Origin of the sequence: Mycolicibacter sinensis, assembly GCF_001667375.1 — a bacterium.
In the GTDB taxonomy this organism is placed as follows: Bacteria; Actinomycetota; Actinomycetes; order Mycobacteriales; family Mycobacteriaceae; genus Mycobacterium; species Mycobacterium sinense_A.
Genome location: NZ_LZIN01000053.1, coordinates 1 through 15942, shown reverse-complemented (window position 1 = coordinate 15942; position 15942 = coordinate 1). Strand labels below are relative to the sequence as shown.

Sequence of the window (15942 nt, the reverse complement as noted above, 5' to 3'; positions counted from 1 at the left end):
CATGTTGAACAAACGCATCATGGCCCAGTTGGCCGTCTTCATCGCGATCAGTCTGGTCGGTGGCTCGATCATGGCCTTCCGGTACATGGAACTGCCCGACCTGCTGCTGGGGGTCGGGCGCTACGAGGTGACCGTGCAGCTGCCCAAGACCGGTGGGCTGTACAAGAACAGCAATGTCACCTATCGCGGTGTCGAAGTCGGACGCGTCGAGAACGTCGCCATGACCGACACCGGAGTCTCCGCGGTGCTGGCCCTGAAATCCGGTGTCCGGATTCCGGCCGACCTCGACGCAGAGGTGCACAGCCAAAGCGCGATCGGCGAACAGTACGTGACGCTGGTGCCCCGCAGTGGCGCGGGCCCGCTGCTCAAGGACGGCGACGTCATCCCGGTCGAGCGCACGGTGCTTCCCCCGGATATCAACGAGCTGTTGGACGCCACGAACCGGGGATTGCGGGCGATCCCCGGCGACGATCTGCGCACCGCCGTCGGTGAGGCCAAGACCGCGGTCGGAGGGCTGGGCCCGGAGCTCTCCCGGTTTGTGAAGGGGTCGACCAGACTGGCCATCGACGCCCACGAGAATCTCGAACCGCTGACCACCCTGATCGATCAGTCCACACCGCTGCTCAACACACAGATCGACACCGCCGACTCCATCCAGCGATGGGCTGCGAACCTGGCCGGTGTCACCGAGCAACTGCGTGCCCAGGACGACGCGGCCGCCGACCTGATCAAGAACGGCGCGTCGGGGGTCGACCAGGCACGCCAACTGTTCGACAGCCTGCAACCGACCCTGCCGATCGTGCTGGCCAACCTTGTCAGCGTCGGCGACGTCGCGGTGGCCTACCAGCCGAATCTTGAACAGGTTCTGGTGTTGATCCCGCCGTTGACGGAGATCCTGCAGGGGGCTGGGCTGGCCAACCGCAACACCAAGCAGGGCTACCGCGGTGCGTATCTGAGCTTCAACTTGAACGTCAACCTGCCGCCCCCGTGTCTGACCGGCTATCTGCCGGCCCGGCAGGCGCGCGCGGCCAGCCTGGAGGATTTCCCGGATCGGCCGGAGGGTGAACTGTACTGCCGGATTCCGCAGGATGCCATGTTCAATGTCCGCGGAGCGCGGAACGTGCCGTGCGCGACGCGGCCGGGCAAGCGGGCGCCGACGGTCAAAATGTGTGAGAGCGACGAAGAATACGTGCCGCTCAACGACGGCTGGAACTGGAAGGGCGATCCCAACGCCACCATCACCGGCCAAGACATTCCGCAATTGCCGCCCGGGACGCTCAGCAGCCCGAGCCCGTCGTCCGCCCCGCCGCCGGCGATCGCGGTCGCTGAATACAACCCCGCCACCGGAAGCTACATCGGCCCGGACGGGCAGGTGTACACCCAGACCGATCTGTCCCGAACCGCGAACAAGGAGCAGACATGGCAGTCGATGATGATGCCCCCGAACGCCGAGTAAGCGAGCCGCAGACGTCGCCGGACGACCCAACCGGTCCGCCCGCCGGTGCGCCGCCACGCCTGCTGGATGCGGCCGTGTTCGCATCGGTGGCGGTGCTGGCGTTCGGGGGGCTGGCCGGCTGGCTGGGTTTCCGGACGTACGAGTCGCACCGCGCCGAGGTGCAGCGCGAGCAGTTCCTCCGTGCGGCGCAGCAGGGTGCGCTGAACCTCACCACCATCGACCACGAGCATGCCGAGGCCGATGTGCAGCGCGTGCTGGATTCCGCGACCGGAACGTTCTACGAGGATTTCAGCAACCGTTCGCAGCCCTTCATCGAGATCGTCAAGACAGCTCAGGCGAAATCGGTCGGCACCGTCACCGAGGCAGGCATCGAGCAGCAGACCGCCGACGAGGCGCAAGTGCTGGTCGCGGTCAGCGTCAACACCACCAACGCCGGTGCGGCAGAGCAACTCCCGCGGGCGTGGCGGATGCGGATCTCGGTGACCCGAGTCGACGGCCAGGAAAAGGTCTCCAATGTCGCATTCGTCCCGTAACCGAACCCCGGCGAAGCAAATCGACCACAGAGCAGGGAAGTGATCACAGGTGACAGTTCTGGCCAATCTTCGACCCGCAGAAGACGAGGTGGGATCCGTCGACGTGGTGCCCGCACCGGATGACGATGACCTCGCCGAACCCGGCGATGCGGCGGATTCCGGTGGCGGCGCTGATGGGGGTGCCGGCGCCCGACGGCGATTGTTGCGGCGTCCGGTGTTCGTCTACGGGATGGCGGCGCTACTGGTACTGGCCCCGGCCCTGGGCGCGTCGGTGTTGAAGTACTGGGATTCGTCCGCTCGCAACTCCCAGATCGCGCGCACCGAATCGGTCGAAGCCGCAAGAGAGTCCGTCGTGGCGATGCTGTCCTATCAGCCCGAGAACGTAGAGGGCCAGTTGGCGGCGGCGCAAGATCGGCTGACCGGCGAATTCCGTGACTCCTACGCAGGCCTGACGCGTGATGTCGTCATTCCCGGAGCGAAACAGAAACGCATCTCGACGGTGGCCAACGTCCCCGCGGCAGCATCGGTGTCGGCCACGCCCGATCACGCCGTGGTGCTGGTCTTCGTCAATCAGTCCGCGATCGTCGGCAGCGACGCCCCAACCGACACCGCCTCCAGCATCCGCGTGACGCTCGACAAGATCGACGGCCGCTGGCTCATCTCCGGTTTCGATCCCATCTGAGCCGGTGGCGACCATGGACTTCTTCGCGAAACTCGACAGATCGGTGAAATCGCTGGCGGTGATCGCGTCGGTGCTGTCCGGGATCGCCCTGACGTCCGTCGCCCCGTGCTCGCATGCAGATGTGGAGCCCGACAAGAAATTGGCCTATCTGATCGGAGTGACGATGCGGCCGGGCTATGGCTTCGCCAACGCCGAAGAGGCCCTCGACTACGGGTACGGCATCTGCGCAAAGGTGTCCCGCGACGTCGGTTACGGGCGGCTCATCACCGAAGTGCAGGCCGACTTCCGCACGTCCGATGACTACCACGCGTCATATCTGATCTCGCAGGCGGTAAACGAGCTCTGTCCCGACCTGATCTGGCAGTTACGCAACTCGGCAGCGCACTACCGGCCGCCGGGCCCGGGGTTCCCCTAGCCGGAGACGGGCCCTGACGAGGAGAAAGGAGCGGTATGAAGTTTCAGTTGCTCACGCTGCCGGCCCTGGGAGCCGTGCTCACCGGGGTGCTGACAGCACCGGCCGCGTACGCCGATAACGACAACAACACCCTGATCCCGAACAACAAGCGGCTCAATGACGGCGTGGTGGCCAACGTCTACACCATGCAGCATCAGGCCGGCTGCACCAACGACATCAGAATCGACCCGCAATTGCAGCGGGCCGCCCAGTGGCACACCGACGACCTGCTCAATCACCGTGAGCTGACCGGGGACATCGGGTCAGACGGCTCCACCCCACAGGCGCGCGCCAGCGCGGCCGGGTTCCGCGGTGCGGTGGCCCAGACCGTGGCGATCCACCCCGCGCTGGCGATCAGTGGCATCGAACTGATCAACAAGTGGTACTACGATCCCGTCTCCTTCGACATCATGTCGAACTGCGCCAACACCCAGATCGGTGTCTGGTCGGCGAACAGCGCCGACCGCACCGTGGTGGTGGCCGTCTACGGGCAGCCGCAGGACCCGATCGATATGAGTCAGCGGGGAACTCACCCGGTGCCGATCGGGCCGAGCCCGGACTACGACGCCAGTGACGAGATCGAGTTCGGCAACAACTGGTGGGCCAGGATTCTGCGGGGGATCTTCCCACCGCCCGCCTACCCGGCGACTTAGGGAAGCGGCGGACCTAGTCGACTGCGTCGAATCAGGCTGTCCAACAGCGTAATCGACACCGGGCAGGAACCAGATCAAGTCAGCTATTGAATTCAGATTAAAAAATTAGTACCGTCGAACCGGGTGGCACGCAGCTGCCAAGGACAGGGAAAGACATGACGTACCAGACCTTCTCCGCCACCGGCCCGAGTTCCAAGCGATTCTCGACAGGAAGACCCATGAACCTTCTTCGGGGCATCATCATGGTGATGCTCGGCCTCTGCGTGGGGAACGCGGCACCGGCGCGTGCGGATTCGGTCGAGTATCTGATGGTTCCCTCCGCGGCGATGGGCCGTGATATCCCGGTCGCCTTCGCGCCCGGCGGGCCGCATGCCACCGTGCTCCTCGATGCCTTCAACGCAGCGCCCGAGACCAGCAACTGGGTGACGCTCGGTGATGCCATGAACGCCTTCGCGGGCAAAGGCATAGCGGTGGTGGCGCCGGCCGGCGGAGCCTGGAGCCTCTACACGGACTGGGAGCAGGACGGCAGCCGTCGGTGGGAAAGTTTCCTGTCCCAAGAGCTCCCGGACTGGCTGGCCGCGAACAAGGGGTTGGCGCCGGGCGGGCACGGGATCGTCGGGGCCGCGCAGGGCGGAACCGGCGCCCTGACCCTGGCCACCTTCCATCCCGACCGCTACCGCTACGCGGGGTCACTGTCCGGGTTCTTGACGCCGTCGAAGACGAACGTCGTCGGCGCCCTCGGCGACGGTCTCGCGCGCTACGGCGGGGTGGACACCCAGAACATGTGGGGGCCGGCGCAATTCGGACGGTGGAAGTGGCATGACCCGGACGTCCACGTGGCGACCCTGGTGGCCAACAAGACCCGGGTGTGGGTGTACAGCCCGTCGAACCCGGTGTGTGCCGACCCCGCCGCGATGATCGGCTACTGCGATCAGGCGCACGGCAGCAACCTCGCCTTCTATCGCCACTTCCGGGCCGTCGGCGGGGACAACGGGCATTTCGACTTTCAGGAAGGCGGCAACCACGATTGGCCGACCTGGGCCCGGCAACTGAAGGCCATGTCAGGTGATCTGGCCGCCGCCATCCGATAGCCCCGTGCGATGCCCGAACGCAAGCCACCCAAACAGATGAGGAGCCGCAGATGAGACCGTCCGCATTGGTCGCAGGGGTCGGGATGATCCCGTTCACCACCCCGCGAAACACCGACACCTACGACGTGATGGGGGAGCAGGCGACCCGCGCGGCGCTGGCCGACGCCGGACTGTCCTACGAGACGGTGCAGCAAGCCTATGTCGGTTACGTATACGGGGACTCGACCTCCGGCCAAGCCGCGCTCTACCGAATCGGGGCCAGCGGTATACCGGTGGTCAACGTCAACAACAATTGCGCCACCGGTTCCTCGGCACTGTTCCTGGCACGCCAGGCGATCGAACACGGCATTGCCGACGTGGTACTGGCCCTGGGGTTCGAACAGATGCAACGGGGCGCGCTGGGGATGTCCTATACCGACCGGCCGACACCGTTCGACAGCTTCGGAACCGTGGTCCATGCAATCCAGGGCGACAGCGACGCCCCTTTCGCCGCACAGTATTTCGGCGGCGCCGGCCGCGAATACTGCGAGCGATACGGGATGGATCCAGCGGTATTCGCCCAGATCGCGGTCAAGGCCCGGGCACACGCGGCGAACAATCCCTACGCGGTGTTCCGGGATCCGGTCACGGCCGAAGAGGTGCTCGCCTCACCGGTGATCTACGGACCCCTGACGCGGCTGCAGTGCTGCCCGCCCACTTGCGGTGCGGCCGCAGCCGTTCTGGTCAGCGAAAGCTATGCGCGTAAACACGGGCTGAATCCCGTTGTCGCCGTGCGGGCCCAGGCCATGACCACCGATTCGGCGTCCACGTTCGAAGATCGCTCGATGATGAAGATCGTCGGCGTCGACATGTCCAAGGCGGCCGCACAGCAGGTGTACGAGGCAGCCGGCGTCGGCCCCGAGGACATCGCGGTAGTGGAACTGCACGACTGCTTCACCACCAACGAGTTGCTCACCTACGAATCGCTGGGCCTGACCCCCGAGGGCACCGCGGAGAAGTTCATCGCCGACGGCGACAACACCTACGGCGGCCGTGTCGTCACCAACCCCTCCGGCGGACTGCTGTCCAAGGGACACCCACTGGGTGCCACCGGACTTGCGCAATGCGCCGAATTGGTCTGGCAACTGCGCGAGACCGCCGGCGCACGGCAGGTCGAGGGCGTGCGGTTGGCACTGCAGCACAACATCGGACTCGGCGGCGCGGCTGTCGTCACGCTCTACGAGAAGGTGGGCTGACCATGGCCATCGATCCCGCCGCGATCGGCACCGAACTGCCGCACACCCACCTGGTCATCGACGCCGGCCGGCTGAGGTTCTTCGCCAAGGCCATCGGCGAGACCGATCCCGTCTATACCGATGAGCGCGCGGCGAAAGACGCTGGTTACCCCGCGCTTCCGGCGCCGCCGACGTTCCTGTTCTCCATCGAGCTGGAGCGCCCCGATCCCTTCGACTGGGTCAGCGGACTCGGCATCGACCTGCGTCACGTACTGCACGGCGAGCAGCGATTCGCCTACCACGGCCAGTTGTACGCCGGCGACGAAGTGGTCGCCGCGCCGAAGATCGTCGACGCCTACACCAAGAAGGGCGGCGCACTGGGCTTCGTCGTCAAGGAGACTGCCGTGACACGCGGCGACGAACTCGTCGCCGAGCTCAGATCAGTTCTGGTGGTGCGGAAACCGGAGGCAGCGAAATGACGAACACTATTGCGGCACAGGTGGGAACCGAGCTCCCGCCGCTCCGTTTCGGAGCCGTCAGCCGCACCACACTGGCTTTGTTCGCCGGCGCCTCCGGAGACCATAATCCGATTCATATCGACATCGATGTGGCCAAGTCAGCCGGGCTGCCGGACGTTTTCGCCCACGGCATGCTGTCGATGGCCTACCTGGGGCGGCTGCTGACCGCTTGGGTTCGCCCCGAGGCGATTCGGTCCTACGGCGTGCGGTTCGCCGCCATAACACCGGTCAACGCCGAACCGACCGCTCGGGGCCGGATCGTGTCCGTCGAGACCGTGGACGGCGAGCAGCGGGCCACGCTCGAGCTCTCGGTCACCCTGGCCGACGGCACCGTCACGCTGGCCGGCGATGCCGTCGTGGCGCTCTGACTCAACCAACACGAGAGGACTCTCATGGGAAATCTGCACGGCAAAGTGGCCATCGTGACCGGCGCCGGTCGGGGAATCGGGAGCCACATCGCGCTGAAACTGGCGGCCGAGGGCGCCGCGGTAGTCGTCAACGACCTCGATGAGGTGCCGGCCAGGGAAACCGCGCAGGCCATCGTCAGTGCCGGTGGCCGGGCGGTACCGGCGGCAGGCAACGTCACCGAGGACGCTTTCGCCCAACGATTCGTCGACGCCGCGGTGGACACCTTCGGTGGGCTGGACATCATTGTCAACAACGCCGGCTACACCTGGGATTCGGTCATCCAGAAGATGAGCGACGAGCAGTGGGACGCCATCTTGGATGTGCATCTAAAGGCGCCCTTCCGCATCCTGCGGGCGGCGCAGCCGGTCATCTCGGGGCTGGCCAAAGCCGCGAAAGCCGCCGGCGAGGCGGTCCCGTGCCGCAAGGTCGTCAACATCTCCTCGGTCGCGGGGCTGGGCGGAAACCCCGGGCAGGCTAACTACGCGGCCGCCAAGGCCGGCGTGACGGGCCTGACCAAGACTCTGGCCAAGGAGTGGGGCCGCTACAACGTCACGGTCAACACGGTTGCGTTCGGCCTGATTCAGACCCGGCTCACCAGCACCGCCGGCGATGAGGACGGCAGCATCGAGATCGAGGGCCGCGAGATCAAGGTCGGCGTCAACCCGGACCTGTTGGCGCAGATGGAGATGTCGATCCCCCTGGGGCGCAGTGGCAGTCCCGACGATGCAGCCGGCGCGGTGTACCTGATGTGTACGCCGGAGTCCGACTACATCAGCGGGCAGATTGTGGTCTGTGCCGGTGGCTTCAACATCTGAGCATGTCGCCACCTCGATTCACCGGGGGATCGGCACCATCACACTGCGCCGTCCGGAACGGCTGAACGCGCTGACCTGGAGCGTCATGGACCAGACGCGCGCTGCAATCGAGGGTCTCTGTACCCGTGGCGACGTGCGGGCGCTGGTGATCACCGGCGCCGGCCGCGGATTCTGTGCCGGCTACGATCTGGTCGAACTGGACGCCGGTGGCGGGAATCTTCAGGTGTCGGTACCCGCCGGCATCGCCGCCAGCCTGAATCCGTTGTGTGAAGCGATAGCCCACGCGTCCGTCCCGGTGGTAGCCGCGGTCAACGGTCCCTGTGCCGGTGGCGGACTGGGGCTGGCGCTGCTCGCCGATATCGCGATCGCGGCCGAGTCGGCGTACTTCGTTGTGCCGCAAGTGAGTGCGCTCGGGGTGGTGCCGGACGCCGGTGCCACCTGGGCGCTGCCGCGCACCCTGGGTCGGGCCAGGGCACTCGGTATGTCAATCACGGGCGCCCGGATCAGCGCGGATCGAGCCGAACAGTGGGGCCTGATCTGGCAATCGGTCCCCGACGAGGAGTTGACGCCCAGGGCCCACACGCTCGCCGAAGAACTGGCCCGGCGGGCCCGGCTGGTGGTGGCGACCCGGAAGCTGATCGATGGGGCCGCTCGGTGCGGTCTCCGGGAACAACTGGCGGCCGAGAACCGCGAACAGGAGATCGCGCTGCGCACCGGGACCGCAGCCGAGAATATCCGGGGATTCGCCTCGAAGCGCAACCGCGAGTCCCGTCCGACCGCATCGCCCGGCGGGGGCTGAGCGGGGGGTTTGTGCGGTGGGACAAAGTATCGGCCTGCTGTCCACGGCTGGCACAGACATCGAAAAACATTCGGCCAGAAGGCTATTCCATGACATATCTTTCGGGCAAAGACCTTCATCGCAATGGTGACCAGGTGCAGGGCCGGCCGGGAGGACGGAAAATGTATGTGACGCAGGGACTGCACCGTGGGCTGCAGCAGACGCCCGATGCGACCATGATCGTCGGTGACGGCAGGGAACTGACATTTCAGGCTGTGGCCCGGCGGGTCGGGCGGCTGGCCGGAGGCCTGCGTGGCCTGGGGGTGCGTGCGGGTGACCGGGTCGCGATGCTGTCGCTGAACTCGCAGCGCTATCACGAGTACCTACTGGCCGTCCCGTGGGCAGACGGAGTGCTCAACCCGCTGAACATTCGTTGGAGCCCGGACGAGATCAGCTACGCGCTGACGGATTCCGCCACCAACGTGCTGCTCATCGACCGGGCCCACCGGGAGATGCTCGCCGAGATCTGGGCGGCCTGCCCGCACCTGACGACGGTGATCTACTGCGGCGATGATGCGGCCCCCGAGGGAACGGTGCCCTATGAGCAGCTGATCAACGACGCTGCGGGGGTGCCGGATGCGCGTCGGGGTGGTGATCAGCTGGCCGGCGTCTTCTACACCGGTGGTACCACCGGAGAGCCCAAAGGAGTGATGCTGTCCCATGCGGCGATCATGACGTCGTGGCTCGGTGCCGCCGCGTCCGGCTACATGTTCCGATCACGACAGCTGAGCCGGAGCCTGCATGCGGCCCCCATGTTCCACCTGGCGGGATTGACCGCATGGGGGGTCACCACACTGCTCGGCGGCACGCATGTGATCGTGCCCCGGTTCGAGGTGACGGCCGTATTGGCGGCCGTCGAATCCCACCGGGTGACCGACGCCGGGTTGGTGCCGACCATGATCCAGGCGATCGTCGATGACCCCGACCTGTCCTCCTACGACCTGTCCAGCTTGCGGGGAATCTTCTATGGGGGGTCATCGATTCCGAAGGCGTTGCTGGAGCGGGCCTCGGCCGCACTGCCGCAGGTGGCGTTCACGCAGGCGTACGGAATGACCGAACTCGCGCCGATAGCGACCCTACTCGGGCCGGAGGGCCACGCCTCGGAGAGGCTGCTGGCCTCAGCCGGCCGGGCCGCGCTCAACTGTGAGGTCCGCATCGTCGATGAGGCGGGTGCGGAAGTGCCGCGGGGAAGTGTTGGCGAGATCGTCGTTCGCGGAGGCAACGTCATGCTCGGCTATTGGAACAAGCCCGCGGCGACCGCGGCCGCGATTCGGGACGGGTGGTTGCACACCGGTGATGGCGGTCGGATGGATGAAGACGGCTACGTTTTCGTCGTCGATCGGATAAAGGACATGATCGTCACCGGCGGCGAGAACGTGTACTCGGTAGAAGTGGAGAACGCGGTCGCCCGCAATCCCGCGGTGGCCCAGTGCGCCGTGATCGGTGTTCCGGATATGCAATGGGGTGAACGCGTACACGCCGTCGTCGTCCTGCAACCCGGTGCCTCGGCCACCGGTGCGGAGATCCGGGCGGACTCCAAGCGCTACATCGCCGGCTACAAGGCCCCGCGGAGTGTGGATTTCGTCGAGGCACTGCCGACGTCTGCAGCAGGCAAGGTGCTCAAGCGAGAACTGCGCAGGCGATACCGAGACAAAGCCGGTTGCCGGGTCGGGTGAGACCTAGGACGGCTTGGTCGGCGATTCACCTTCTGCCGAAGCGGGTTTGGCCGGCAGCCGGTGTTCGAAGGGTAAGACCTCGTCGCCGAACGTGTCGACGAACAACAACGCCACCTCCACGTCCAGCCGTCGTTTGTCGAGAGGATGGCCGATCAGCTCCTCGATACGCCGCAGCCGGTAGAGCACCGTGTTTCGATGCATGAACAACCGTTCGCCCGCTCTGCGGGTGTTGCCCCCCTCCTGGAGGAAGACCCTCAGGGTTTCCCGCAACTGTGCGGAGGCCGCCGTCCGGCTGGCGAGCTCGCCCAGGGTCCGGATGACGAACCGTCGGGCCTCCTGGTAATCACCGGCGAGCAGTGCGACGGTGGCGACATCGGCATGCAGGGTGATGCGCGGTGGGGACGGCATGTGGGAGGCGACGTGGCGGGCCCGCAGCGCCTGTTCGTGACTGATCCGGAACGCGTCCTCACCCTGCACGGTCTGGCCCGCCGCGACCAGTACGTCGTTGTCCCGTGGCACGCCGGAGCACTCGGCGAGGCGGTCGGTGTCGAGGTTGCCGGCGATCCACGCCCACACCGTGCAGGTACCGGCCGGCAGCATCAGCATGCGCGTCACGCCCGCCGCCGACCCGATAGCCGTCAGGGATGTCTCGAGGGTCGCGAGCTGTTGGTCCACCTCGCCCTGCGTCGGCATCCATGCCACCAGCGCGGTCTGGGGTGCGCGCAGATCATGGCCCAGCTGGCGGCTGGCATGGTCGATCGGTATCCGATCGCCTCGCAGCAGCCGGCCGACGAGTGCGGCGCGGCGCGCTGCCTCTCCGCGTAGCCACCGCTCCCGCTCTCGCTCATAGTCGGCGACCAGCTGAGCCACCACGCGGTCGAGGTAGACGTTGAGTTCGTCGAAGCTGCGGTGCAGCGCACCGACGAAAACCTCTTGCTCGTTGATCTGTTCCGCCAGCGCATCCATCCAGAGGCGGGAGAACAGGGTCTGCCCCACCCGGTAGGCCTGAATCAGGGATTCCAGCGGCAGCTGCCGACGGACGACGGCGGCGGCGAACGCGGTGACCTCAGGCCGGATCGGCACGTCCTCGGCGGCCGTCTCCCCGCGAAACACCGACAGCATCGCGGCGACGTTGCCCTGGGCGCTGGCTTCGACCTCCCGCACCAGATCGTCGTCCTCGAAGAACTCAGGGACCGATCCGGCGAGCTGTTTGGACAGCTTCACCGTCACGTCGTCGATGCTGGCGAGCAGACCGGAAGCGCACGCGATGATCGCCTCGTTCGCAGTGAGCCGGTTGGCCATCGGAGTCACCTTACCGGCCAATGGTGGCCCGATGGTCAGGTTGAACGGCCGATCGCGGGTGCAGCCTGCGGGGCCGGTCGGGTGCTGCGAGCCGATCCTAGTTGGCGGGCTCTCCGGCGCCCCACGCGGATCTCGCGCCGCAACGCCTTGAGGTAGTGATTGTGATCGACTTGGACGGTGTGGCGGGTCGAGGCGATGAACCGCTTACGCAGCGCACGTTGGTCGGCCTCGATCGCCCGCCGCATCTGATCGGTGTCGGGCAGCGCGCAGCTCCCCGACAACAGTTCACCTATCCATTTGCCCTGCAACTCGGCCAGCGGCTGGATGGCGCCGAGCGGTTGGCACAGGCCGACGAAGAACAATCCGGGCCGATCCGGGTGCACCACCCGGTGGTAGAGCGCGATCTGATTGTCGGGCGCTGAAACGTACGATTCGTCGAAGAACGGGAAAGTGATGTTGTAGCCGGTGGCACAGACGATCAGATCGACTCGCTCGACGGATCCGTCGACGAAGCGAACCTGGTCGCCGAGCAGTTCGGCGATCTGTGGTTTGGGTGAAATCCTGCCCAGCCGTAGCTCATCCATGATGCCCGCCGACATAGTGGGATGCGCGTCGCCGAATGCGTGATCCGGGACGGGCAGGCCGTAGTCCTGGGCGCGGCCGTTCACCAGCCGCATGAGCGCGCCCAGCACGACTCGTCCGGGCTTGTGCGACGCGGAATTGAGCAACCAGTTCGGCGGTGCCATCCCGAACGCGTACTTGGGCATGATGTGAGCTCCCCGGCGAACCGAGAGGTAGGTCGCCTCGGCGACGTGCGCCGCCTCGCAGGCGATGTCGACCGCGCTGTTTCCGATACCGACGACCACGACTCGTTTGCCCGCCATGAACGCCGGCTCGCGGTAGTCGCGAGAATGCATGATGGTTCCGTCGAACGTCCCGGGAAACATCGGGTCCGGCATCCGCCGGTCCCAGTGGTGACCGTTGGCGACCAGCACGAAGTCATACGTTTCGGTGGCGCCACCGGCCAGGCTCACCTCGAAGCCCCCGCCGGACACCGGCGACACCCGGGTGACCTCGGTCTTGAACCGGATGTGCTCGTGCAGACCGAAATGCCGTGCGTAGTCGTCGAAATAGCGGGCGAAGTCCCAGTGGCTGGGGTAGTCCGGAAGGTCATCGGGCATGGCGAAGTCGTGGTAACCCATGTAGGCCTTCGGTGCGTTGGAGCTCAGGGTGCGGTACGCGGCGGCGGTACCGCTGGGGTTGTCGAAAACCCAGAGACCGCCGACGCGGTCACTCTTCTCATAACAGTCGAAGGCGACCCCGGCACGTTTCAGGCCCGCGCACGCGGCCAGGCCTGCCGAGCCGGCGCCGATCACGCAGGCGCGTTGGCGATCATTGGCTGGGAAGAGCATCATCTGGTCCTTTCCGAGAGAGACGCTAGGAACGAGATCTGGTCGGCGACTACCGCTTCGAAGGCGGAACCTCGGTCGTAGACGTCGAAGTGTCCGGAACCGGGGTACTCGCGTACGACGGCGTTTGCGAGCTGGGCAGCCGCGCGGGCCAAGTCGGGTGGTGCGTTGCGGTCGGATCCGGCGATCTGGACCAGCATGTGGCAACCGACGCGGTCGGCGAACAGGCCCGGCCGATATCTCGGCACGGCGAGCAGCACCCTGGCAGCGAAGGCGTTACGCCACAGTGGCGCCTCGCTCGCTATTGCCAGGTAACCTGGCAGGGCGTCGGGCGTGGTGAGCATCGCAGCACTTCGTGGTGGCCCGACGGCGGGCATCATCACCGGTGGACGTCCGGCCCAGGCGCCGATGGCATCACGAATTGCGCTCGTCCCCAGCCGGATCGCGGCCCGCGGAGGAATCGACCGCTGCATCCTCAACATGGTGGTCAGCCCATCGACGATCGGTGTCACGGCGATCGCCCCGATGAGGTCCTGTCGCTCGGTGGCGACCGCGAACACATGCCCGCCGGACAGCGATATTCCCCAGATCGCAACGCCGTCGACATGGGGCAGTTCACGGGCGGCATCTATTGCCGCGTGATAATCCAGTTGCTGGGCGACGAAATCGACGATCTGTCGCTCACGGCCTCCTGAAGCTCCGAACCCGCGATAGTCGAAACACAGTGCGTCGATCCCGGCGTCGGCGAAGCGCTCGCCGAAACCCACCAGTCCGGCATCCCGGGTACCGCAGAACCCGTGGGCCATCACCACACACGGTCGTTGCTGCGTGCCGTCGGCGGCGTAGTGCCACGCCGCGATCGTGGTGCCACCGGCCGGAATCGCGATCTCGGAACGCTTCATCGTCGCGCCGTAGGGGTGTTGGCACCCGGCGCGGCGAGAAACCGGCGATATGCCTCGCCGAACTCAGGCGTCTCGATGCACCGCAATTGCGCGTCGAGTTCCGCGTCCAGCGTGTCATCCCACGTCGGTCGTGCGGCACGGTCGATGATGCGTTTGGCCAACCCGTTGGCGGTGACCGAACAGGCGAGCAGTTCGTCGGCCAGCGACGCGGTTGCGGCCGCCAATTTGCTGCTGGGTGCGACGCGGTTGGCGATGCCGAGCCGGCCTGCGTGCGTTCCGTCGATCATCGCCGAGGTGAGGATCAGCTCCTTGGCCCGGCCCGGACCGACGAGCGATGTCAGTCGACCCGTTCCCCCGACGTCGGGCACCACGCCCATCCGGGTCTCCGGCAGGCCCAGGGTCGCGTCGGCGGCGACCACCCGCAGGTCACATGCCAACGCCAGCTCGAAAGCTGCTCCGATGGCCCATCCGTGCACACTGGCGATCGTCGGAATCGGGAGGCCTTCGAGGCGATCATAGGCGGCCACGAAGGCGCCGCGAATGCGTCGCAGTTCGTCGGGTGTGGCGAGCTTGGCCAGCGTGGACGCATCGATCCCGGCGCTGAACCCCGGCCCGTCACCCCGGACCACCACACAACCGATCCCCTCGGCGGCCTCGAGTTCGGCGATCGCCGTGATGAGGTCCTCGACGAGCTCCTCGTCGATGGCGTTGCGCCGCTCCGGGCGGTCTAGCACCAGATGCGCGACACGATCGATCCGATCGATCCGGACATGAGCCATGAGGGAAGCTAAGCGTGGAATTCGGCCGCGAACCATGTCATGCGGCACAGAGAACCCGAGTCGCTTTGTGCAGTGACACCGAAGGCGTCGGATGCCCTTCCCATACCGGTGTGCGACGCCACAATAGGGCAGGTGCGCAACACGTTTGACACGACCACAGTGGACGCTTCGTCCGACGAGGGGTAACACCATGACATTGCGATTCGACGGCAAGGTGGCACTTGTAACCGGTGCCGCCCGGGGTCAGGGCCGAGCCCACGCGGTGCGATTCGCCGAGGAAGGCGCCGACATCATCGCCGTCGATCTGTGCCGGCAGTTGGACAGCGTCGCCTACCCGATGAGCACACCCGAAGACTTGGATGAGACGGCCAACCTGGTCGAGAAGACCGGCCGGCGAATCATCGCGGAGCAGGCCGACGTGCGCGACCTCGAACAACTGACTGCGGTGGTGAACAACGCGGTCGCGGAGTTGGGCAGGATCGATTATGTACTGGCCAACGCCGGTATCGGACCGGTATTCGGCGATCAGTCGAGCCAGCTCGCCGCCTTCGTGGATGCGATCGACGTGATGCTCAACGGTGTGTACTTCACTGTCGAGGCGGCCCTGCCGTCCCTGCTGGCGCACGGTGACGGGGGCGCCGTCGTCATCACCAGTTCGGCGGCCGGCCTCAAATCAGTCGGACGCGGATTCGCGACCAAGAGCCATGGCGGCGCCGGGTATACCGCCGCCAAGCATGGTGTTGTCGGCCTCATGCGTTACTACGCAACGACACTGGCCGAACACGGTATCCGGGTCAACTCGGTGCACCCGACCGGTGTCGCGACGCCGATGATTCAGAATCCCCAGGTGGAGCAGTACATCGGCGAGCACCCCGAATTCGGTGCGGCACTGGAGAATCTACTTCCTGTTCCGATGGTCGAGTGTCGCGACGTGACCGAGGCGCTGGTCTACCTGTGCTCGGATTCGGGCCGCTACATCACCGGCGTCACGTTACCGGTGGATGCGGGTTTGACCGTCAAATAGCTCTCGGGAATGCACGCGCTTTCGGGCCACGCAAATGGAGGAGAAATGACTGTTTTCGCACGTCCGGGGTCCGTGGGGGCGCTGATGAGTTACGAGTCCCGCTATGGGAATTTCATCGGTGGGCAGTGGGAGGCGCCGGTGACCGGTGAGTACTTCGAGAACGCCACCCCGGTCACCGGCGAGGTGTT

Annotated in this window: 18 protein-coding genes; 14 read left to right on the top strand and 4 right to left on the bottom strand. The window is 66.1% G+C overall.

What is annotated here, in order from left to right; all coding sequences use genetic code 11:
• Position 1: 1 nt before the first annotated feature.
• The 12 genes from A5771_RS10615 to A5771_RS10560 all read left to right on the top strand — a co-directional run bounded on the left by A5771_RS10615 (position 2) and on the right by A5771_RS10560 (position 10338).
• Complete coding sequence (locus A5771_RS10615; RefSeq protein WP_064855181.1) at positions 2–1456, top strand: MCE family protein; 1455 nt, start codon at positions 2–4, stop codon at positions 1454–1456.
• Positions 1420–1989 carry a mammalian cell entry protein gene (locus tag A5771_RS10610; protein WP_109401096.1) on the top strand — a complete coding sequence of 190 codons (570 nt, stop codon included), beginning with the start codon at positions 1420–1422 and terminating at the stop codon, positions 1987–1989. Before A5771_RS10615 ends, A5771_RS10610 begins: the two co-directional genes overlap by 37 nt.
• Before the next feature lie 88 nt (positions 1990–2077).
• Positions 2078–2671, top strand: a complete 594-nt coding sequence (locus tag A5771_RS10605) for a hypothetical protein (RefSeq protein WP_207545427.1) — start codon at positions 2078–2080, stop codon at positions 2669–2671.
• 13 nt (positions 2672–2684) lie between these two features.
• Positions 2685–3086 carry a DUF732 domain-containing protein gene (locus A5771_RS10600; RefSeq protein WP_064855180.1) on the top strand — a complete coding sequence of 134 codons (402 nt, stop codon included), beginning with the start codon at positions 2685–2687 and terminating at the stop codon, positions 3084–3086.
• A gap of 35 nt (positions 3087–3121) precedes the next feature.
• On the top strand, positions 3122–3778 hold the full coding sequence (locus A5771_RS10595; RefSeq protein ID WP_064855179.1) for a CAP domain-containing protein: 657 nt from the start codon (positions 3122–3124) through the stop codon (positions 3776–3778).
• A 242-nt stretch (positions 3779–4020) separates the two neighbouring features.
• Entirely contained in the window at positions 4021–4869 is an 849-nt protein-coding gene (locus tag A5771_RS10590; RefSeq protein WP_064855242.1) for an alpha/beta hydrolase-fold protein, read from the top strand.
• Between the two features lie 50 nt (positions 4870–4919).
• Positions 4920–6104: a lipid-transfer protein gene (locus tag A5771_RS10585; protein WP_064855178.1), complete on the top strand. Its 1185-nt coding sequence runs from the start codon at positions 4920–4922 to the stop codon at positions 6102–6104.
• 2 nt (positions 6105–6106) lie between these two features.
• On the top strand, positions 6107–6562 hold the full coding sequence (locus A5771_RS10580; protein ID WP_064855177.1) for a MaoC family dehydratase N-terminal domain-containing protein: 456 nt from the start codon (positions 6107–6109) through the stop codon (positions 6560–6562).
• Positions 6559–6969 carry a MaoC/PaaZ C-terminal domain-containing protein gene (locus A5771_RS10575; protein ID WP_064855176.1) on the top strand — a complete coding sequence of 137 codons (411 nt, stop codon included), beginning with the start codon at positions 6559–6561 and terminating at the stop codon, positions 6967–6969. Before A5771_RS10580 ends, A5771_RS10575 begins: the two co-directional genes overlap by 4 nt.
• Positions 6970–6993: 24 nt before the next feature.
• Entirely contained in the window at positions 6994–7824 is an 831-nt protein-coding gene (locus A5771_RS10570; protein ID WP_064855175.1) for an SDR family NAD(P)-dependent oxidoreductase, read from the top strand.
• Entirely contained in the window at positions 7808–8623 is an 816-nt protein-coding gene (locus tag A5771_RS10565) for an enoyl-CoA hydratase/isomerase family protein (protein WP_064855241.1), read from the top strand. The genes A5771_RS10570 and A5771_RS10565 overlap by 17 nt, the downstream gene beginning before the upstream one ends.
• Positions 8624–8784: 161 nt before the next feature.
• The gene (locus A5771_RS10560; RefSeq protein WP_064855174.1) at positions 8785–10338 is read left to right on the top strand and encodes an acyl-CoA synthetase; all 1554 of its coding nucleotides are present in this window, start codon (positions 8785–8787) and stop codon (positions 10336–10338) included.
• Between the two features lie 3 nt (positions 10339–10341).
• Here the strand turns inward: A5771_RS10560 and A5771_RS10555 are convergent, their stop codons facing one another.
• Genes A5771_RS10555 through A5771_RS10540 form a run of 4 tightly spaced genes read right to left on the bottom strand, consistent with a single transcriptional unit; the run spans position 10342 to position 14730 of the window.
• Entirely contained in the window at positions 10342–11640 is a 1299-nt protein-coding gene (locus tag A5771_RS10555; protein WP_131808909.1) for a PucR family transcriptional regulator, read from the bottom strand.
• Between the two features lie 35 nt (positions 11641–11675).
• Complete coding sequence (locus A5771_RS10550) at positions 11676–13055, bottom strand: flavin-containing monooxygenase (RefSeq protein WP_207545426.1); 1380 nt, start codon at positions 13053–13055, stop codon at positions 11676–11678.
• Positions 13052–13951: an alpha/beta hydrolase gene (locus tag A5771_RS10545; RefSeq protein WP_064855172.1), complete on the bottom strand. Its 900-nt coding sequence runs from the start codon at positions 13949–13951 to the stop codon at positions 13052–13054. Before A5771_RS10545 ends, A5771_RS10550 begins: the two co-directional genes overlap by 4 nt.
• Positions 13948–14730, bottom strand: a complete 783-nt coding sequence (locus tag A5771_RS10540) for an enoyl-CoA hydratase/isomerase family protein (RefSeq protein WP_064855171.1) — start codon at positions 14728–14730, stop codon at positions 13948–13950. The genes A5771_RS10545 and A5771_RS10540 overlap by 4 nt, the downstream gene beginning before the upstream one ends.
• A 190-nt stretch (positions 14731–14920) precedes the next feature.
• Between A5771_RS10540 and A5771_RS10535 the strand changes: the two genes are divergently transcribed.
• Both A5771_RS10535 and A5771_RS23960 read left to right on the top strand, forming a co-directional pair.
• Positions 14921–15754, top strand: a complete 834-nt coding sequence (locus A5771_RS10535; RefSeq protein WP_064855170.1) for a mycofactocin-coupled SDR family oxidoreductase — start codon at positions 14921–14923, stop codon at positions 15752–15754.
• Positions 15755–15799: 45 nt separating this feature from the next.
• Positions 15800–15942 (top strand): hypothetical protein (locus A5771_RS23960; protein WP_165606158.1); only part of this gene is annotated, 143 nt, incomplete at its 3' end.